Annotated in this window: 15 protein-coding genes and 2 pseudogenes (2 of these 17 cut by a window edge); 2 read left to right on the forward strand and 15 right to left on the reverse strand. The window is 40.0% G+C overall.

All coding sequences use genetic code 11. From position 1 onward, the window contains the following. Positions 1-14 precede the first annotated feature (14 nt). Positions 15-2,372, forward strand: a complete 2,358-nt coding sequence (locus IPH52_19695; protein MBK7057228.1) for a PAS domain S-box protein — start codon at positions 15-17, stop codon at positions 2,370-2,372. Here IPH52_19695 and IPH52_19700 read toward each other — a convergent pair. Next, positions 2,338-5,565, reverse strand: coding sequence for an adenylate cyclase (locus tag IPH52_19700; GenBank protein MBK7057229.1), 3,228 nt, complete (start codon positions 5,563-5,565; stop codon positions 2,338-2,340). The two genes, IPH52_19695 and IPH52_19700, sit on opposite strands and share 35 nt — an antisense overlap. A 173-nt stretch (positions 5,566-5,738) precedes the next feature. Here IPH52_19700 and IPH52_19705 point away from each other — a divergent pair, with 173 nt between their 5' ends. Then, positions 5,739-6,848, forward strand: a complete 1,110-nt coding sequence (locus IPH52_19705; GenBank protein MBK7057230.1) for a phospholipase — start codon at positions 5,739-5,741, stop codon at positions 6,846-6,848. A gap of 189 nt (positions 6,849-7,037) precedes the next feature. Here the strand turns inward: IPH52_19705 and IPH52_19710 are convergent, their stop codons facing one another. Further along, a complete protein-coding gene (locus IPH52_19710) occupies positions 7,038-7,208 on the reverse strand; it encodes a hypothetical protein (protein MBK7057231.1) in 171 nt (56 codons plus the stop codon). Between the two features lie 124 nt (positions 7,209-7,332). Then, positions 7,333-8,538 (reverse strand): MFS transporter, encoded by a 1,206-nt coding sequence (locus tag IPH52_19715; GenBank protein ID MBK7057232.1) that lies wholly within the window; start codon positions 8,536-8,538, stop codon positions 7,333-7,335. Between the two features lie 279 nt (positions 8,539-8,817). Further along, positions 8,818-9,483 (reverse strand): 16S rRNA methyltransferase, encoded by a 666-nt coding sequence (locus IPH52_19720; GenBank protein ID MBK7057233.1) that lies wholly within the window; start codon positions 9,481-9,483, stop codon positions 8,818-8,820. A gap of 125 nt (positions 9,484-9,608) precedes the next feature. Further along, positions 9,609-10,442, reverse strand: a complete 834-nt coding sequence (locus IPH52_19725; GenBank protein MBK7057234.1) for a haloacid dehalogenase-like hydrolase — start codon at positions 10,440-10,442, stop codon at positions 9,609-9,611. Between the two features lie 3 nt (positions 10,443-10,445). Next, the gene (locus IPH52_19730) at positions 10,446-11,210 is read right to left on the reverse strand and encodes a M23 family metallopeptidase (GenBank protein ID MBK7057235.1); all 765 of its coding nucleotides are present in this window, start codon (positions 11,208-11,210) and stop codon (positions 10,446-10,448) included. A 143-nt stretch (positions 11,211-11,353) separates the two neighbouring features. Next, the gene (locus IPH52_19735; protein ID MBK7057236.1) at positions 11,354-12,634 is read right to left on the reverse strand and encodes an MFS transporter; all 1,281 of its coding nucleotides are present in this window, start codon (positions 12,632-12,634) and stop codon (positions 11,354-11,356) included. 75 nt (positions 12,635-12,709) lie between these two features. Continuing rightward, on the reverse strand, positions 12,710-13,081 hold the full coding sequence (locus tag IPH52_19740) for a hypothetical protein (GenBank protein MBK7057237.1): 372 nt from the start codon (positions 13,079-13,081) through the stop codon (positions 12,710-12,712). Positions 13,082-13,208: 127 nt separating this feature from the next. After that, a complete protein-coding gene (locus IPH52_19745) occupies positions 13,209-13,754 on the reverse strand; it encodes a hypothetical protein (protein MBK7057238.1) in 546 nt (181 codons plus the stop codon). After that, on the reverse strand, positions 13,717-15,162 hold the full coding sequence (locus IPH52_19750; protein ID MBK7057239.1) for a hypothetical protein: 1,446 nt from the start codon (positions 15,160-15,162) through the stop codon (positions 13,717-13,719). The genes IPH52_19745 and IPH52_19750 overlap by 38 nt, the downstream gene beginning before the upstream one ends. A gap of 145 nt (positions 15,163-15,307) precedes the next feature. Then, positions 15,308-16,391: pseudogene (locus tag IPH52_19755) on the reverse strand (hypothetical protein). Positions 16,392-16,433: 42 nt separating this feature from the next. After that, positions 16,434-16,910, reverse strand: a pseudogene (locus IPH52_19760) (putative Ig domain-containing protein). An 82-nt stretch (positions 16,911-16,992) separates the two neighbouring features. Then, positions 16,993-17,715: a hypothetical protein gene (locus tag IPH52_19765; protein ID MBK7057240.1), complete on the reverse strand. Its 723-nt coding sequence runs from the start codon at positions 17,713-17,715 to the stop codon at positions 16,993-16,995. Between the two features lie 276 nt (positions 17,716-17,991). Further along, positions 17,992-19,238, reverse strand: the 3' portion of a protein-coding gene (locus IPH52_19770) for a putative Ig domain-containing protein (protein MBK7057241.1). It continues 49 nt past the right edge of the window; only the last 1,247 of its 1,296 coding nucleotides appear in the window; its start codon lies beyond the right edge, outside the window; it ends in the stop codon at positions 17,992-17,994. Further along, on the reverse strand, positions 19,199-19,238 hold the 3' end of the coding sequence (locus tag IPH52_19775) for a hypothetical protein (protein MBK7057242.1). It continues 881 nt past the right edge of the window; the window shows 40 of its 921 coding nt (coding positions 882-921); its start codon lies beyond the right edge, outside the window; it ends in the stop codon at positions 19,199-19,201. The genes IPH52_19770 and IPH52_19775 overlap by 89 nt, the downstream gene beginning before the upstream one ends.

The raw sequence follows: 19,238 nt of genomic DNA on the forward strand, positions 1-19,238 counted from the left end.
AAGGGAATTCGCTAGTGCACATCAATCCATCCATTCCCATTTTGTTAGTCGAAGACGACGAAATGCTAAGTATCGTAACAAAAGAATCTCTACGAAAATTCGGATACTCTGTTTTTACCGCAAATACTGCGACTAAGGCAATTAAAGAAATTCAAACTAACTCTGCAATTTCTATTGTGTTAATGGATATTGATCTTGGCTCTGAAATGGATGGAATCGAAACGGCTAATATTATTTTATCGCAAAGAGATATTCCTTTAATATTTATTTCTAGTCACACCGATGTTGAAACTGTTCAAAAAAAAGAAGCAATCAACTGTTATGGTTATATACTAAAGAATTCCGCTCCTATCATTTTAAATACAACAATCAAGATGACTATAAAACTTTTTGAAGCAAAGCAAAAAGCGAGGGAAACGGAGATTACCCTCAAACAGAGCGAAGCTCATTATCGATTTCTGTTTGAACATGGAAATGATGCAATTCTGATTGTGGATTCAAATTCAAAATTTGCGGACGCAAACCCGGCAGCTTGTAACCTACTCGGCTATACGCATGATGAGCTTTTAAATTTATCGATTCCAGATACGCAACTTCCAGAAGATTTAGTAGAACAACGACTCCGACTCGATGAATTGAGGATGAAAGGAAAAGCAATTAATATTCGCAGGTTTAGGCGTAAAGATGGAAGTATTTTCTTGGGGGAAACGAATGCGTTACTCCGACCTGATAATTTTATACAAGCTACGATTCGAGATGTTACTGATCAAAAAAATAAAGAAGAATTAATTGAAACATTTAATAAAAGAATTCAAAAAGCACATGTTGAATTGCTGCAAAGACAGTTTGCGATTGATGAACATGCAATTGTAGCAATCACTGATATTCGTGGAACAATTCTTTATGTAAACGAAAAGTTTTGTGAAATTTCTCAATATACCGGAGAAGAGCTATTAGGAAATAACCATCGCATTATAAATTCAGGTTATCATCCCCAAAAATTCTTCATTGAAATGTATGCAACTCTAAAACAAGGACTTGCCTGGCATGGAGAAATCAGAAACCGAGCAAAAGATGGCAGCTACTATTGGGTAGCCACTACTATTGCTCCAATCAAAAATGCAGAAGGAAAAATCGAACAATACTTTGCAATTCGAACTGATATTACAAATAGAAAAAAAGCCGAAGAAGAATTGGAATCACATCAATTGGAGTTAGAAGCACAATACAAAGAACTGGAAACAATCAATAGTGAATTGAATACAGTGAAAACACGTTATCTTGATCTCTATGACCTTGCACCGGTTGGCTATTTCAGCACGAATGAAAAGGGAGAGATTGTAGAGGCAAATCTCACATTAGCCACTTCGCTAGGAGTAGATAGAGACTCAATTCTATTGCAACCGATTTTTCCTTTCATTTGCTATCAAGACCATGATAATTTTCATTATCTTCAACAAGAATTACGCCGTTCAAAAAAACAACAATCCTGTGAACTTAGAATGAAAAAAATAGATGGCTCTGAATTCTGGGTAAGATTCGATGCCATGCCTTTTACAGATATCGAAGGAACTCATCTTATAAGAGTAGCTGTAGTAAATATTTCTAGGCGCAAAGAAGTAGAAAAAGAATTGCACCATTATATGAAAGACCTAGAAAGTTTAAACAAAACAAAGGATAAATTTTTTAATATCATAGCGCATGATCTGCGTAATCCGTTCGGTGGAATCATGGGCATTGCCGATCTACTAGAAGAAAAACTTCTAGCCAAAAAGGAGGAAAATTATCCAACTCTTCTGCAATACGCCAAGTTAATCCAAACTTCATCTAGGTCTGCGTTTACCCTTCTAGAAAATTTACTTCTATGGGCAAGATCACAAACGGGTGAAATCAATATTAACCCCCGTAATCTTAACTTACATGCAATGATCTCCTTTACAATTCCCATTGTAAGTGTAAATGCATTCAAAAAGAATATTACGATTGAATCTAGTTTATCAGGAAATCCTATAGTATGCGCAGACGAATTTTGCCTAAGCACGATTTTACGAAATCTTCTGACTAACGCTATAAAATTTACACACCCGAATGGCATAATAACAGTAACCTCCAGAGAGTTGAAAGACTGCATAGAAATTTCGATCAACGATACAGGTATTGGCATGAATTCAAAGACGCTCGAATCCCTTTTCAGAATTGATTCAAAATCAAGTAGAGTAGGAACAAATAATGAAACCGGAACAGGTCTTGGTCTTATCCTTTGTAAGGAATTCGTAGAAAAACAAGGTGGAACTATCACTGCGACGAGTGAAGTAGGATTTGGAAGCACGTTTACTTTTACTTTGCCGCAGGCTCGCTCTCAGAATTCGTAAAGTCTTTTCTCTCGAAGAATTTCTTGTTTGGAATTCTTCCAAATTTGTCATTCGAGTATTCTTTTTTGATTCGATTCAGATAAAACATATCTACCTCACCTTTATTCTTTGCATTTACTTTTCCTCTGTATTCGCAATCAAATCTCTCTTTGATTTCTTCATAAGTTTTAATAGAAATATTGATTCGACCGGGCGTGCCGCTCGACTCCATACGACTTGCTATATTGACTGTGTCCCCCCAGATGTCGTAAGCAAATTTTTTTTCCCCAACGACACCAGCCATCGCAGGACCGGAGTGGATACCAATGCGTAACTCCCAATAAGGAACGTTAGTCGCTTTCTTAGCATCCTTTAATTCATTCATTATTGAGAGAATTTCCAGAGCAGCAAGACAACAATCAACTGCTTTTGTTTTATTCACTTTTGGAATTCCGCCTGCGCACATATAACTGTCGCCTATCGTTTTTAATTTTTCGAGTCCATACAATTCAAGAACATTATCAAACATAGAAAAACATAAATCTAGTTCTTTGATTAATTCATGCGGACTCAAATCCTCTGCAATCTTTGTAAAACCTACAAAGTCAGTAAACATAATCGTTACGTTCTCAAAATAAACAGGCTGAACCGATCCCTTCTCTTTCAATTCTTCTGCAACTAGCTCGGGAAGAATATTTAAAAGTAATTTGTCTGATTTATTCCTCTCCTCCTCTGCTTCCATTTGTGCAATCATAGCAATCTTCTTTTCTATTACAGCTTGCTCCTTTGCTACCTCTGCATGACGTTTGGCTTCCTGTAGTTCAATGAAAAGATTTGATCCGTGGATAATCCCTGCTAGCTGCTCGCCTAAAATGGAAAGCTTCGTAATATCTTCTTTGGATAATGCCAATTCACCTATGTTGTATAAATCGAGAAAACCAATTGGCTCATTTTGTAGAATGAGTGGAATCATGAGTAGATTCTGAGCTTTGACCAATCTAACCAGAAACAATTCCTCTTCATTTAAAATGGATTCTCTTACTCTAGAATAAATTACTTTTCTAGATTTGAATGCGATGGCGTGCGCGCCTCTGGCAGTTTGAATTCTTGTTTCTGTATTAATTACACTCTTTAAATCTTCCTGAGAAATAAAATCAGGAAGAGAATAATCCATTATCTTTAATCTCTGTTTATCCGAGCTAACACTGCTTAGCCCGAAGTGTTGAATATTAAAATTCTTTCCTATATATGCTAACACTTTCTTCATAATGATTTTTATATCGAGGTCTTCGTTTAGACTTTTAATCAGAGAATTTAATTCTTCAATTTCTCTTCTCTGTTTTTCAGTTTGGAACAGCAAATTAACAGTATTCACAACTCCTGCAATCTGAGAACAGAATACATTTATCTTTTTAATATCAGCCTTATTTAATTGCATGGGACTTTCGATATTGGAAAAAGCCATTAGCCCTATCGCCTTGTTACGCATAAGCAAAGGAACTTCTAACAAAGATAGAGATCCAGTAGCATTCATAACTTCACGATCAATTGGAAATTTCAATTTGGCAGAATTTTTCGCAAAGAAGGGATTTTTTCTTTTCCATACGATAGCCGAAATACCTCCATCTTTATCCAAAGGAATTTGCAGTTTCTCCATGAACTGATAGGCGTTATCCGGTATTTTTGTATGACTATAAATTTTAAAAGTCTGTAGATATTGTTCTTTTTCATCCGGCAAATACAACCAAACCGCTGCGATGTTATACTTCTGGTAAACGTATTTCGAAATTTCAATGAATATTTGTTTTAGATCAGAGTAAGAATTGATTACATTTGTAAAATTATTCAAAGCCTCAATATCTTCTTTCGAACTGTTGAGCTCTTTTGTTCTTTCGGTTACTTTTATTTCCAATGACTCGGTGAGTTCTTCTACTTTCTTAAAAGCTTTTGAAAATTTTAAAGATAGAATCATCGCCTGCGTAAATATCATAACGACTAACGCATACGGACTATAAAATCCTGTTTGAATTACTTCCCGTGAATATAGAATATCCTGAACTATAGTAGCGGCTAATACCAAGAAACCAAAGAGAGAAAGAAAGGAATATTCTATTTTCTTCGCAACGGAATACACAAGCGAATAAATCAAATAGATAATACTTAAAAGTAGAATAATTTGATACAACTCAGCAGACTTCGAAAATATTTTTACAGGGGTTAATAATGTAAATAGCATAAAAATAGAAGCAAGGAAATAGGTAAAATATACGATGTATTTATTTTGCCTTGTTTTGATGCTTAGAGTAAAATACTGAATAGCCACAGGAACACTAAAATACATAGAGCCATATTCCAATAGACAATAAAACTTATATCCTAGACTAGGAAAGGTTTCTACAAATAGATATTCACTTGTCGAAATCAACCGGATAAGAACGATTAGGCAGAGCAAAGAAAAGAATAACGGAGAGCCTTCTTTTCTTCGAATCGACCAGATTAATAAATGATATGCCCAGATAATAAAAATTATTCCGATTACAAATAACTCAGTCCCTCGCAATTGATTGACATAAGATTGAACATCACTTGCTCGTCCTAGATAAAGGTGATTCCATAACCCTCCGAGTCGATTGTGGTAATTCGAAACCTGAACGATGATTTCCAATTTGTTCGTCATTGCATGAACAAATCCTATCGAGGGCAAATGCATTGCCTCTGCCTCACTCTCCTCTTTTCCTATGACACCTACAGATTGCGTTAATTTAGCATTAATAAAAATGCGATAGGCGGTTCCCTGATATTCACTTCTGAGAGCCAATACTTCTCCAACTAATTGTTCGGGCAATGAAACCGTTAGGCGATAAGTTGCAAACCCATCTCCACTGAAAGTCTCTGTAGAATTTTTTATAGGATGACCGTTCCAAGAATGTGGAACTTGTATATAGTCTAACGTCTTTCTTAAGAGCTTACCATCTTCGCAAGAAGCTCGAACAGTGTCACAAGTAAAATCATTTGCAGTCAGCAATTCCTTCGAATAGAACTCCCATTCCCCATCAGTTTTTCGAATTTTCTCCTTTCGGATGTCGCCTATCGCCAAAGGATTCCAATCTCTTAAGTCCAAAATTCCTTTGCTTGCAATCGGTGTTTTTTTAGACGCATCGCCACACGAAAGCAGAAAAAGGAAAACAACGACTAGACTTAGAAAAGATTTCATTTGACAATCAATTCTTTCAGCCTTCTAAAAATCAAAACTTTTAATTAATTTTTTATGCGTTGCAAAAAGGAAATCTAGTTTGGTTTTCGGGAAAAAGAGTTTTGCTTGAAGTTCTAAAATGTTGTGTTCAAGGAAATGATTTCCGTAATTTTGTTCTTAGGAAAAAATCTATCATGTATGAAAAACTACCATCCCATATTCACGAAGTCTGGAAAAACCTTTCCAATATGCTAATTGCATTTGGTGAAATGGGAGACAGACTCGACCCAGCAAAAATTAATACTTATGCAGATACATTGATTGTAAAAGCAGAAGAGTTGAAAAAATCTTTAAATGAGTTAGAGCCTACTTTTTCTTTGGAAATAAATTCTACAGAGTATGTGCTGACACAAGCAGCTTCTCAGGCACTCCAAGCAGTGGCGCGTTTTGAAACAGCACGAATCAGACCACATGAAATACTGAAGGCATACCAATCTTTTCGTCCGATGCATCGCTCAGAGGAAATTCTTTACACGCTCTCAGGACGCTTCCAAGAAATCAGTAAACATTTCCTGCATCCATCACAAAAAGAGAATAAAGAACTCTTAGCTCGAATCAGTAACTTGGAAATTGCTAATCAGAATGATTCAAATGCAATGGAGAAAGGTATAATAGAAGTAAACAACAAACGAGGAGAGCATGGAGGCTATTCGTTATATATCCCTGAATACTATAAGAATAATACTAAGTATCCGCTTGTAGTTGCTCTTCACGGCGGGTCAGGTCACGGGGCAGATTTTCTTTGGAGTTGGCTTTACGATGCACGGACGTTTGGATTTATACTAGCTGCACCAACTTCAATAGATAGAACTTGGTCACTTCATTCCATTGCAACAGATGCAAATCGATTAAACAAAATGCTCACAGAAATTTCCACAAAATGGAATATTGATACAAATCATATTTTACTTACAGGTCTCTCGGATGGAGGAACGTATTCAATGCTTCTTTCGATTGCACACCAATCACCCTTTACCCACTATGCGCCGGTAGCAGCGGCTGTGCATGTTCTCCTCAACCGTAGCACGGGAACGATTGCTGCGCCAGTAAAAGACCTTCCTATTTACCAAGTCCATGGTGGTCGGGATTGGATGTTTCCAGTGGCTAGTGCCAGATTAGCCGCTTCCGCCCTTAAAAATGCAGGAGCAAAAATCATATATAAAGAAATTCCTGAGCTTTCTCACAATTATCCGCGTGACGAGAATATAAATATATTGAAATGGTTTTATCCGGAAGGGTTTTAGAAGAGCGGATTGCGTCTATTATATCGCCTACCTCGCCGGAAAACGAGTCATCTTTGGTCGAGAAGGTGATATGCATATAGAATATTTTCCTGTTGGTTCGAATTCAATATTTGAGAATGAATCTTTGGGTATACTTGTTGCTATGCTGCCATTAGCCGTGGAAAGTTTTTTTACTAGCGTCACGGGTGACTACTCCTTATTATCCGACAATTCTTTTCGAGGTTTAAAAAGCGCGTGGTAAAGGATGAGTCCATCAATCGAACTGATGATGATTGTAGACAGGTTCTTAGTGTCGATAGAATCAATGAATACCTTATTCGAAGTGAATGGGAATGATATCCGAAAGAGTTTCGATATCATAAAAGGATTCGTCTAGAAATGCCTTTACTGCTTTTTCGGGATCACTTGAATCAAATCTGAAGTCTTTAAACCTAACTTCTTGCTCGGAAAAAAAATCATATCCATCGAATAGAATTTTATGAGTTTACTTTTCCATGTTTATAGTTTGTGAATGAAATATCCATATCCAAAGAACGAAGATGGACATGAAAGAAGCTGAAATAAAAATCGAAGTAGGCTCACTGGTATATTCAGCTAAGGCTCCGATAAAGATGGCTCCAATAGGAAGAGCGCCTAAAAAGCCAAGAGTATAAACGCTCATTACCCGCCCGCGAAGTTCGTTTGGAATAACCATTTGTAGCATTGCATTTGCCAGATTAAAGACGATCATAAAACCAAATCCGCCAATGAAAAGACCGACGAGCACAAGAGGCAACCACCGAACATAAGAAAAGAAAAATAGCATACAGGGAAAGGAAAAAAGTCCGATCATAAAAAACTTTCCTTTAAAACGAAAGTCTCCGAGAGCGGCGATTGTGAGCGCACCGGCTAACGAGCCTAAGCCCTGACTTGCCTGCATAAAGCCGACTGTAGTTGCATCGCCTTTCAAAATGTTTACAGCCCAGGCAGGCAAAAGCGTTATATAACCAAGTCCAAATACACTCGAAACAAAAATAATGAGTAATAGAATTCGAATTAGCGGATTACGAAACGAAAACAGAATTCCTTCTTTAATATCCGTGTAGGCAGAAAGACGAACAGGCTTTTCTTTTTGCTTCGGAATTCGAATCATCGTAAGCGCAATAATCACCGCCAAAAAAGAAAAACCATTCAATAAAAAACACCAAGCAGCGCCTAATTGAGAGTATGTGATACCGGCAATAGCAGGACCAACCGCCCTGGCTGCATTAAACATGGACGAATTCAACGCGATTGCATTGGTTAAATGCTCTCTGTCCACAAAATCGATTACAATGGACTGTCTAGCCGGCGCATCAAATGCATTCGCAATTCCAAGGGCAAATGCCATTACCACAATATGCCAGGAACTAATTGTTCCAGTAAATGTGAGTAGAGCTAGAATGAATGCAAGTAGCATCATCACAACTTGGGTAATGATTAAAATTGTTTTTCGAGGAAAACGATCTGAAACAACACCGCCGACAAGAGTTAGAAGCGAAGGAGCACCCGAAGCAAAACCAACATATCCCAAAAAAACGGGCGAATGGGTAAGCTCAAAGACTAGATACCCTTGGGCTGTAACTTGCATCCACGTCCCGATGAGGGAAGCAAGTTGACCGACGAACCAGAGTCTATAGTTTCTAAACCGAAATGCTGCAAAGACTTTCAATATACTCTCAGGTTTTATTTTAAAAGTGGAAATACAACTACTTTGTTTAGGATAAATATTTTGAAGAAGACCTTAAAAAAACGCTTTACAATGAGAACAAGTCTCAATAACGTATTCATATGGAAAAATGTCATTGTGCCCGTGTCCCTTTTGATCAAATAGTCAAGCTCGCCCTAAATACTAGCTGTTCTTACGAGCGAATCGCCAAGGATTTGAATGCAGGCGAAACCTGCACCGCTTGTCGAGAAGATATGAAAGCTTATTGCGAATCTGCCGGAGCTAACACTCAATCACAATTACAGGGGGCGCTTTAGGAAATTTTTCTAACTCTTTTAGAATGTCCTTAAGCGTTCCTCTGTATTGAATTTCATCATCTGCCGTTAGGTTTAGACCCCAAGAAAATGCGATGGTTTTTTTGGAATACTTCGCAATTTCTTGAATTACTTTTTTATACCGATAGGGAGTCTCATACATTACGAGAGTATGTCCAAGCGACAAATAACGGTTAATCTCTATCTTTCGTTTCTCTTCTTCTCGATTTAAAAACCCAATAAACGTAAACGGTGAAATTCTAAATCCACAGAGCGCCAACGCACAAGTAAGCGCACTGGCTCCGGGGACAATTTTTACTTCTATTCCATTTCTTACAGCAAGATTGACAAGTCCACTTCCCGGATCTTCTATTCCCGGAGTTCCGGCATCTGAAATCAAGCAAGTCAAATAACTCTCTTTCAGTAAACCCAAAAGACGATTCATTTCCGAATCATCGGAATGCTCATTTAGTAATTCAAATTCTTTATCAATTCCATTTAGCTTTAAAAGTTTGGAAGTTTCTTTGTGCTCTTCCCCAATGATTAAATCTGCCTGCTGCAATTTCTCGATTGCATTCATAGCAATATCGCGCTCATTTCCGATAGGGACTGATATGATATATAATATACTCATGGTTTAATAAAATACGGTCAATCCAATCTGTCATTCCCGAAACCTGTCCCCGAAATCTTTTATCGGGGATCTAGTCGGGAATCTGTCATTCTTGAGACCCCTTTTCGAGTGTGACATTTGTGGTTTCATCTAAATACTGGCTGGATCAGGCAATTAATACTTCTACATTTATCGGCTAATTCTGAGTTTCCTTTGTCAATTAAAACTCCGAACCGAGTGGCAGATTTGAGGAGAGGAAAGTCATTCTCTGAATCTCCAAACGCCAAATCAGCATTTGCCCCTACTCTTTCCCACAAAGCTTTGACTTTGCCCTCTCCATAGGTGTAAGGCTCGACGATTTCTACGGTAGAAATTCCTTCTTTTTCTAAAAGACTCATACCAATTACATTTTCCGGTGGGATTGAGAAGACTGGACTTACTTCTCGTATAATAGTTTCCGGTGAGGCGGTAACGATAAAAATCTTCCATTGCTTTTCTAACATAAACTTAACTAGCCCAATCATTTCTTTGTAGGGACTAACGCTTGTATTATCCTTGCGTTTGAGTTCTGCCTTCCAGACTTTCTTGGCGAAGCTACGAATTTTCTTTTCAGTCCAACCTGAAAACAAAAAGGATGACCAGCGATAAGCACTCTCCACGCCTTCCGCTTTCATTTTGTCAGAGTATTCCTTCCAGACAAATTCATTGAGTAGAGTAGGATTTTTCTCTCTCAACTTCCAGACTCTTTCTGCTTTTGTTTTGTCGTGAAAGAAATCTAGAAAATTTACCTTTAGCGATTTGAGTCCGTCAGCGATGAGTGCATTCATGACTGTCTCACCAAAGTCATTTTTAATTAATGTATTATCAAAATCAAAGGCTGCTAGTCCGGGAGATTTGCATATTTCCCAGACTAAGCTTGCATGATTTTCTCTTGTCCAATTTCTAAGCGGAAATGTCGAAATGGGTTTACTGATAGTCAGTCCTTATAAATCTACTTCTTTTAAAACTGCTAATTTATCGTTTTCATTTGGAAAGTAATGTTCAGGGTTTAAAATTACACTTTGGTATCTTACTTCAAAGTGCAAGTGTGGACCTGTGGAATGACCGGTGCTTCCTGAGAACGCAATGATCTGTCCTTTCGAAACTGTATCCCCTTCTTTCACAAGCAAAATAGAATTATGCGCATAAAGAGTTTGAATCTGATTTATATTATGTTGAATTGTAATTGAAAGTCCGTAATTTCCCTGGCTTCGAGCAAACAGGATTATACCATCATTAGCCGCAAGCACTGGGGAACGGTTTGGACAGGCAATGTCAATTCCAGTATGCATTAAAGTTCTTCTGAGTCCGAGCTTGGATGATATTTTGGAATTCGGAGTGCCTACAGGCCAGATCAATTCACGGTAATCGGATTGAATAATCTCTCTTCCTTTCCCCTGAATAAGAAGGCTCTTACTGTATTTTTCGCCGTAAGGGAAAAACAATGGTCTAGTCATTGGAATTGGCTCAGAGGAAGTCAATTGATTGCTAGCACGAAGCTCTTCCATGTTTGAATCTATCTCTCTCAAATAGGATTCTACGCTTCCTGGCATTTCTCTTGGGATTAGCCACTTGCCCTGTTTGTCGTTTAGGGTCTGGATGAATTCGTTGTCTACTTTTAAAGCCTTTTTACTTGAATTAGCGATAGTCGAAACTTTTGACCAAAGCATCATTCCCATTAATAGAAAAATTATATATCTCTTTCGCATTTTTGTCCCTCGTTTAAGGTTAATTTTCGCTCTTTTTTAATCTTACCTATACGGTAATTTAAATCCACCTCTCTCGTCAAGGCTTTTGCGCCCTCCAAAACCGAGGTATGAGACATAGGAGTCTCCGTGCCTCTCTGGCAATCTTAAACCCTCGGTTTAATCCGAGTAATTAAACCAATGACAATCAGAATGAGAAATGCCGAGACGGCGAAGGTGGTGAAGGCACCGAAGGAAAAATAGAGAAGAGCAAAAGAGATAGGCGAGACGCCGCGGGCTAAGGCACCGAAGCCGCGCATGATTCCCAGGTTTTTGCCCTGATCTTGGGCGGAGGAGAAGAGAGAGGCTAGAGAAGAAAGCCCCGGATTTAAAAAAGCGCTTCCGAGGGAAATAAAGCCCAGAGAAAGAATGGTAAGACCAATGGTTCTAGAAAAGCTCAAAGCACATAGACCTACGAAAAGAGACAGAGCACCGATAAATGCAATTTTCTTTTCTGCCACTTTGCCCGATATGCGGCGAATGATACCGCCCTGGACAAGGATGATGATAGAGCCCAAATACACAAAGGTATAACCGATTTCTCTTGGATTGAAGTTTAATACATCAAACAAGAAGAAATTGATACAAAACTCAAAGCCGGAGAAAGATAGCGAGAAGATGAGGTAGATTAGACATAGAAGCGGAAGCTCGGTTACGGTGGTCTTTCTAAGTCCTAGGATTGGATGCAGTTCCTTTCTGACTTCTGAGGTCTGCGGATTAAATGTCTCTCTAAATACAAATATTACTAGAATTAAATTTACAAGTGCAATCAACACCGAAAGCAAAGCAGACGAAGAAAAAACAGTCACCCCGTAGGCGGTCAAAGCGGGAAAGCTTGCTGTAATATCGTAGGAAGATAGGATTCCTCCGAGGGGAGGTCCGAACATAAATCCAAGACCAATCCCCGCCCCTATCATTCCCATTCCTTTGGCGCGGTCTTTTTCGGCGGTCACATCTGCCATCGCCGCGGAGGCTACGGAAATATTTCCCCCCATGCAACCTGTGATGAGTCTAGAAATTACGAAAAGAGTAAAGCTACCGGAAAAAAACCATACTAAGTAACCGAGGAAATTTCCCGTCGAGGTTAAGATTAGCGCGGGTTTACGACCAACGCGGTCTGACATTCTGCCCCAAATCGGAGCAAAGAAGAATTGTAAGATAGAATAAATGCTCCCTACTACTCCACCAAATAGAACGATGAAGAGTTTGTTCTCGTTACTAGACTCGAATAAATGAATTAGACTGAGAAAGAATTGTAGAACGGGGTCTGTTTCTCTTGCTAAAAAGAAGCGGAGAGTTTCAGGGAAGATGGGGAAAATAACAGAAAAACCCATCATGTCAATGAAAACGGTCAGGAATAATACAAGTTTTTCCCTTTTATGACTCATTTTGATTGTGGGTTATTTAAAAAAAGAAAATGCCGGAGAAAACTTACCGGCATTGAAATCAAATTTACGAACCGATTATTTTGCAGCAGGTTTGTATTTTTCGATTACAGCTTTTAACTCGTCAAGAGCAGCTTTAGCTTGTGTCTTAACTTGTTCTGGTAGTGCAGAATCAACTTGGTTGTAGATACCTTCAAAGTTTGCTTGTGCTTTAGAAACGATGTCTTGGTAACTAGCGTTAGCATTGTCTAGAACATCTTTTGTGTCTTTGATGGTTTTGTTAAGTAGGTCTCTTACTTGAACAGATTGCTCGGATTGATCAAGCTCTCCTTTTTGTTTGATTTCATTGAATTTAGATTCGAAATCTACTAGAGAGTTTTTAAGAACTTCTTCTCCTGTTTTAAATAAAGCGATACCTGCATTTACTACGTCTGTTAGAACTTTTTCCATTTTTATTTTCTCCAAATTTATAGTTCAAGAGCCACTTTAAATAATCAAGCTACCTTGCATAGCACAAAACAATTGCAAGCTGCAAGTATAAACCGTTTAATTTCTTAATTTAGTCCCAGTCTCAGAACTAAGGAGACGTTGCCGCTGCGGTGCTTACAGTAGTTCCGCCTGAAACTGCCACAAAAATGCCATTCGCGTAGGTGACTGAAACCCAAGGTGAAGTGCTCGGCAGGGTTCGCGCAGTCCATGTGATTCCGTCAGGTGAGGTGGCGGCTACATCGCTTGAAACAGTTGCACCTGATACTGCCACAAAAATTCCATTCCCATATTTGAGCGAAACCCAAGGAGAAGAACTCGGCAGGGTTCGCGCTGTCCATGTGATCCCATCTGGAGATGTGGCGGCTATGTTGGTGTTTTTAGCTACTATCACAAAAATTCCATTCCCATAGGTGACTGGAGTCCAAGTTGTAGAAACCGGCAAAGTTCGAGCTGTCCATGTGATCCCGTCAGGCGAGGTGGCGGCTATTGTGCTAACAGCATTTCCACCGGACACTGCCACAAAACCTCCATTCCCGAAGCTCACTGAAAACCAAGTAGTCGAACTTGGTAAGACTCGGGCAGTCCATGTAATTCCGTCAGGCGAGGTGGCGGCAACAGAGTTGAGAGTAGCCACTGCTACAAAAACTCCATTCCCAAATGTAACCGAGTTCCAATAGAGCGAATTCGGCAAAGTTCGGGATGTCCATGTGATCCCGTCCGGGGAAGTAGCTGCAGCAGTGCTTAAAGAAGTTCCACCTGCTACTGCCACAAAAACGCCATTTCCATAGGTGACTGACCACCAAAGAGCAGAACTTGGCATTGTTCGATCTGTCCAAGTAATCCCGTCTGGTGAAGTTGCTACTGCTGTGCCATTGCCCACAGCAACAAAAACTCCGTTTGCATAGGTGACTGACCTCCATACCTGAGAACTCGGTAGAGTTCGGGCTGTCCAAGTAGACCCCAGGGACGGCTGGAGTGGTAGTAGTCGTTGTTGTGGTTGGCGTATCTACTATAATAGCAGTATTATCCAAAAACTGCATCTGGCTTGTGACCTGAGCAGTGGTGATGGTTGCGGGTGAGGTTCCTAGAATACCTGCGCTAAGACTTCCCCCTTCTTGGATATAGCTTGTGATAGCAGGAAGAAGAGTTGTAGTCAAAGGTGTGCTTGAGAAGATGATTTGGCTTGCTCCAGTTCCTATTTTTATTGCATTTCCATCACTTCCTTTTCCATCAAATATTCCATCTTCGAAATCGGTAGCAAAGGCATTGATAACAGAATTGATGTCCTCGGGAGTGGTCTTTGTTCCAGCTTTTGTCTTATTGGCTAGGTAAGAAATCCCTGCCATCACAGATAAATTTTTGGCTGTTAAAAGATCGCTTGGATTTTTCAAGTCTAGTGCAAGATCGTCTAGCTCTGGGTAATCTTTGTCATTCAAGGAAGTCGTAGTAGCTCTCGCGGAAGCAGAAGAAAGTCCAGAGCTAAGTCCAAATCGTATGACTACTTCCTTGCTCGCCTTCTTGTTCAGAGCTGCCATATCTGTCGAGCCGGATTGTTTCATAAGCGCTTGCAATCTTCTTGAATGCATTGTAGAAAACGGAGAGGCTATTATCTTTTGGTTGTTATTTGTAATCTTACTTTCGTCGATTATCTTCACTAGTTTAAAACTAGAACTCGATGCCAGCGCAATATCTGCATTTTCCTTCTCATCGAACATCTTTGTATTTCCGCTTGGATCGCCAAGGATTGTTAGACAGGCAAAAGAGCCTGTTTTGAAATAGGTCAGAGAATAATCCCCGTTACCGTCCGTGGTTCCCGAAGATAAGACTTTTGCAGTATTACATGTCCCGTCTGCATTCAGAGGGTTTACTACTACAATACCATTCTTCACAATTCCTTTCACAGCCGTCCCTGAAACGGTAAGTTTGCTATTTCGAAATAACATCAGGCTTATGTTTTGGAATACTGAATTGTTGCTTTCCTCGGCAATCTTGCCGCAAGAAAGAAGGATTGGGAAAATGGATAGTATAAGTAGTTTAATCACGGAATGCCTATTGAAAATGTAGTTTCTTGCATACTGAGTAACGACTAATCAAATAGTCAACAAGTATCTCCCATTAATATGCACCAGTATTTATACTCAGTATCAGTCAGTAATCAGAACGAAGCGGAGTAAAAATTCCGAGTCATCAGAAATCAGATTCAGAGTTCTCAAAAATTATTGAAAAAGGAGACAGATACAAGTCACTCGGCCAAGAGCCAATGGACTTGGGATCAAGGATCAATGCAGTAGGTTGCACCCCAGGAATTCCATAGATTTTTCCATTGGGGCAAGCACTCCGCCTGCCCATTTAGCAGTTCCAGTCAATCCGGTAATCGTAGTCGTGTCTGCTGTATTGGTAGTTGGATCAATGATTAATCCAGTAGTTGAATCATAACTAATTCCATAAATTTTCCCATTGGGTGCAAGAACTCCTCCTGCCCCTTTAAAAGTTCCAGCCAATCCGGTAATCGTAGTTGTATCTGCTGTATTAGTAGTTGGATCAATGATTAAGACACTGGTTGCACTCAAGGGAATTCCATAGATTTTTCCATTGGGTGCAACAACTCCGCCCCACCATTTAGCAGTTCCAGCCAATCCGGTAATCGTAGTTGTATCTGCCGTATTGGCTGTCGGATCTATGATCAATACATTAGTTGAATCCAAGGGAATTCCATAGATTTTTCCATTGGGTGCAAGAACTCCTCCTACCCATTTACCAGCAGTTCCACCCAATCCGGTAATCGTAGTCGTATCTGCTGTATTGGTAGTCGGATCTATGATCAGCACATTGGCTGCATTCCTAGCAATTCCATAAATCTTTCCATTGGGAGCAAGCACTCCACCTGTCCATTTAGCACTTCCGGTCAATCCGGTTATCGTAGTTGTATTTGCAGTATTGGTGGTCGGATCTATGATTAAGACACTGGTTGCATCGAAGGGAATGCAATAAATTTTTCCATTGGGAGCAAGAACTCCCCCATACCATTTACCAATTCCAGTCAATCCTGTAATTGTAGTAGTATCTGCTGTATTCGCAGTGGGATCAATAATTAATCCAGAAGTTGCATCATACGGAATTCCATAAATCTTTCCATTGGGGCGAGCACTCCTCCTGACCATTTATTAGTTCCACCCAACCCGGTAATCGTAGTTGTGTTTGCTGTTTCCGTTGCGCTCTTACCAAGACTTGCCTGTGCTTGTAGAATCGACTGGATTATATTCCAATTCATTTGAAAGTAACTTACAAGAATAGAAATCGTTGTCTGGGTTGATCCTTTCGCGTTTGTAGCTGTGATTGTATAATTCTTCCTATCCTGAGTTGCCGTTGGGGCTCCGCTGATCGCACAACTATTACTCAAACTGAGTCCAGTTGGGAGTGTAGGACTTGCCGCACAACTTTCAATTGCTCCTCCGCTATAAACAGGAGAGGTAGTTGGAATCGCTGCATTTTGTTGGAAGGTAAATGGTGCTCCTGGATAGGTTAAATTGGACGGAGCTGTTCCCGTATCAACGGTGAACACGATATTTGCATAATCCGTAAACTGGATTTGGTTGGTGACTTGCGCAGCAGTGATAGTAACCGCATTTGTATTGGGTAGTCCAACCGTCAGACTTCCCCTTCTTTTATATAACTCACGATTGCAGGAAGAAGAGTCGTCGTTAAGGGGTGCTTGGCAATGTGATTTGACTTGCTCCGGTGCCCATCGTGATCGCTTTACCATCACTGCCCTTTCCGTCAAATAGCCCATCTTCAAAATCAGTAGCAAAAGCGTTAATTACTGTTGCAATATCATCGGGCGTAGTCTTCGTTTCCAGCTTTTGTCTTGTTGGCTAAATAAAAATACCAGCCATAATGGCTAGATTCTTGGCGGTGAGGGTATCACTTGGATTTTTAAAATCCACGGCAAGATCATCTAGCTCTGGATAATCGTTGTCATTCAAGGAAGTCGTTGTAGCTCTACCCGATACAGATGACAGACCGGAGCTTAATCCAAACCGAATGACTACTTCCTTACTCGCTTTTCTATTTAGTGCTACTAAGTCGGCATTTGCTCCTGATTGTTTTGCAAGAGCTTGCAGTCTTCTTGAAACCAAGCTCGAAAACGGGGATGCCAATTGATTCTTTCGGGCGTTATTGGCAAATTTGCCTTCTGGAATTACAGTGACTAGTTTGAAATTTGAGCTCGGCGCCAGAGAAATATCAGCGTTTTCCTTCTCATCATACATCTTGGTATTTCCCCCCGATTCACCCGAAACTGTAACACAGATAAAAGAACCTGTTTTTAAGTAGGTAAGAGAATAATCCCCATTGCTGTCCGTTGTTCCCGAAGCTAAGACTTTTGCCGTATTACAAGTCCCGTCTGCATTCAGAGGATTTACTACCACAATACCATTCTTCACAATTCCCTTCACTGCCGTCCCTGAAACGGTAAGTTTGCTATTTCGAAATAACATCAGGCTTATATTTTGGAATACTGAATTGTTGCTTTCCTCGGCAATCTTGCCACAAGAAAGAAGGAATGGGAAAAGGGATAGAATGAGCAGTTTAATCATGGTATGCCTATTGAAAGTTTAGTTTTTTCCATGCTAAGTAACTACTATTCTTAATGTCAACAAGTATTCCTACCAATGTTTGCCCGTATTTATACTCAGTATCAGTATGTTATTTTAAACGAAGCGGAGTAAAATTTCCGAGTCATCAGAAATCAGATTCAAGTCTCTCAAAGCTTATTGAAAAAAGGAGACAGATACAGATCACTCGGCCAGGAGCCAATGGACTTGGTATCCAGGATCAATACGCTGGATACCCCAAAGGGAATTCCATAGATTTTACTGTTGGGCGCAAGAACTCCTCCAGCCCAACCACCTACAGGCAATCCAGTGATCGTAGTTGTGTTGGCTGTATTTGCATTTCGGATCTATGATCAATACAGTGGATGATAAACCATAGATTTTTCCATTAGGAGCAAGCACTCCTTCAGCCCAACCACCTCCAGTCAATCCGGTAATCGTTGTTGTATTTGCTGTATTGGTAGTCGGATCTATGATTAGGACACTGGTTATACTAATGGGAATACCATATATTTTTCCATTGGGAGCAAGAACTCCGCCTACCCATTTATCAATAGTTCCTCTCAATCCTGCAATCGTAGTTGTATCTGCTGTATTGGTAGTAGGATCTATAATCAATACTTTAGTAGAATCACGGGGGATACCATAAATTTTTCCATTGGGTGCAAGCACGCCTCCATTCCATTTAAGACCAGTCCCTGTCAATCCGGTGATTGTAGTTGTGTCTGCTGTATTGGTAGTCGGATCTATGATCAACACACTGGTTGAATTCTGAGGGATACCATAGATTTTTCCATTGGGTGCAAGCACGCCTCCGACCCAACCACCAGTTAATCCGGTTATAGTAGATGTGTCTGCTGTATTGGTAGTCGGATCAATGATCAATACACTGCTTGAATTCGCTGGAATTCCATAGATTTTTCCATTGGGTGCAAGCACTCCCCCTTGCCATTTACCACCGCCTCCAGTCAATCCGGTTATAGTAGATGTATCTGCTGTTTCCGCTCCGCTCCTGCCAAGGGCTGCCTGTGCCTGCAGAATCGACTGGATCGCACTCCAATCTGTTCGGTAGCTTACTATTATAGAAATCGTTGTCTGGGTTGATCCTTTCGCATTCGTAGCTGTGACTGTATAATTTTTCCTATCCTGAGTTGCCGTTGGGGTTCCGCTAATCGCACAGGTATTACTCAAACTGAGTCCAGATGGGAGTGTAGGACTAGCCGCACAACTTTCAATTGCTCCCCCGCTATAAACAGGAGAGGTAGTTGGAATCGCTGCATTTTGTTGGAAGGTAAATGGTGCTCCTGGATACAATAAATTGGACGGAGCTGTTCCCGTATCAACTGTGAACACGATATTTGCATAATCCGTAAACTGGATTTGGCTTGTAACTTGCGCAGCAGTGATAGTAACCGCATTTGTATTGGGTAGTCCAACCGTCAGACTTCCCCTTCTTTTATATAACCTACAATGGCAGGAAGAAGAGTTGTGGTAACGGGGTGCTT

This window comes from Leptospiraceae bacterium, assembly GCA_016708435.1.
Lineage (GTDB): Bacteria > Spirochaetota > Leptospiria > Leptospirales > Leptospiraceae > UBA2033.

Coding starts and splice junctions, on each gene's coding strand:
- IPH52_19765 (MBK7057240.1), bottom strand. CDS start 17,715: ATGATTAAACTGCTCATTCTATCCCTTTTCCCATTCCTTCTTTCTTGT.
- IPH52_19735 (MBK7057236.1), bottom strand. CDS start 12,634: ATGAGTCATAAAAGGGAAAAACTTGTATTATTCCTGACCGTTTTCATT.
- IPH52_19720 (MBK7057233.1), bottom strand. CDS start 9,483: ATGAGTATATTATATATCATATCAGTCCCTATCGGAAATGAGCGCGAT.
- IPH52_19710 (MBK7057231.1), bottom strand. CDS start 7,208: ATGATATCGAAACTCTTTCGGATATCATTCCCATTCACTTCGAATAAG.
- IPH52_19740 (MBK7057237.1), bottom strand. CDS start 13,081: ATGGAAAAAGTTCTAACAGACGTAGTAAATGCAGGTATCGCTTTATTT.
- IPH52_19705 (MBK7057230.1), top strand. CDS start 5,739: ATGTATGAAAAACTACCATCCCATATTCACGAAGTCTGGAAAAACCTT.
- IPH52_19700 (MBK7057229.1), bottom strand. CDS start 5,565: ATGAAATCTTTTCTAAGTCTAGTCGTTGTTTTCCTTTTTCTGCTTTCG.
- IPH52_19730 (MBK7057235.1), bottom strand. CDS start 11,210: ATGCGAAAGAGATATATAATTTTTCTATTAATGGGAATGATGCTTTGG.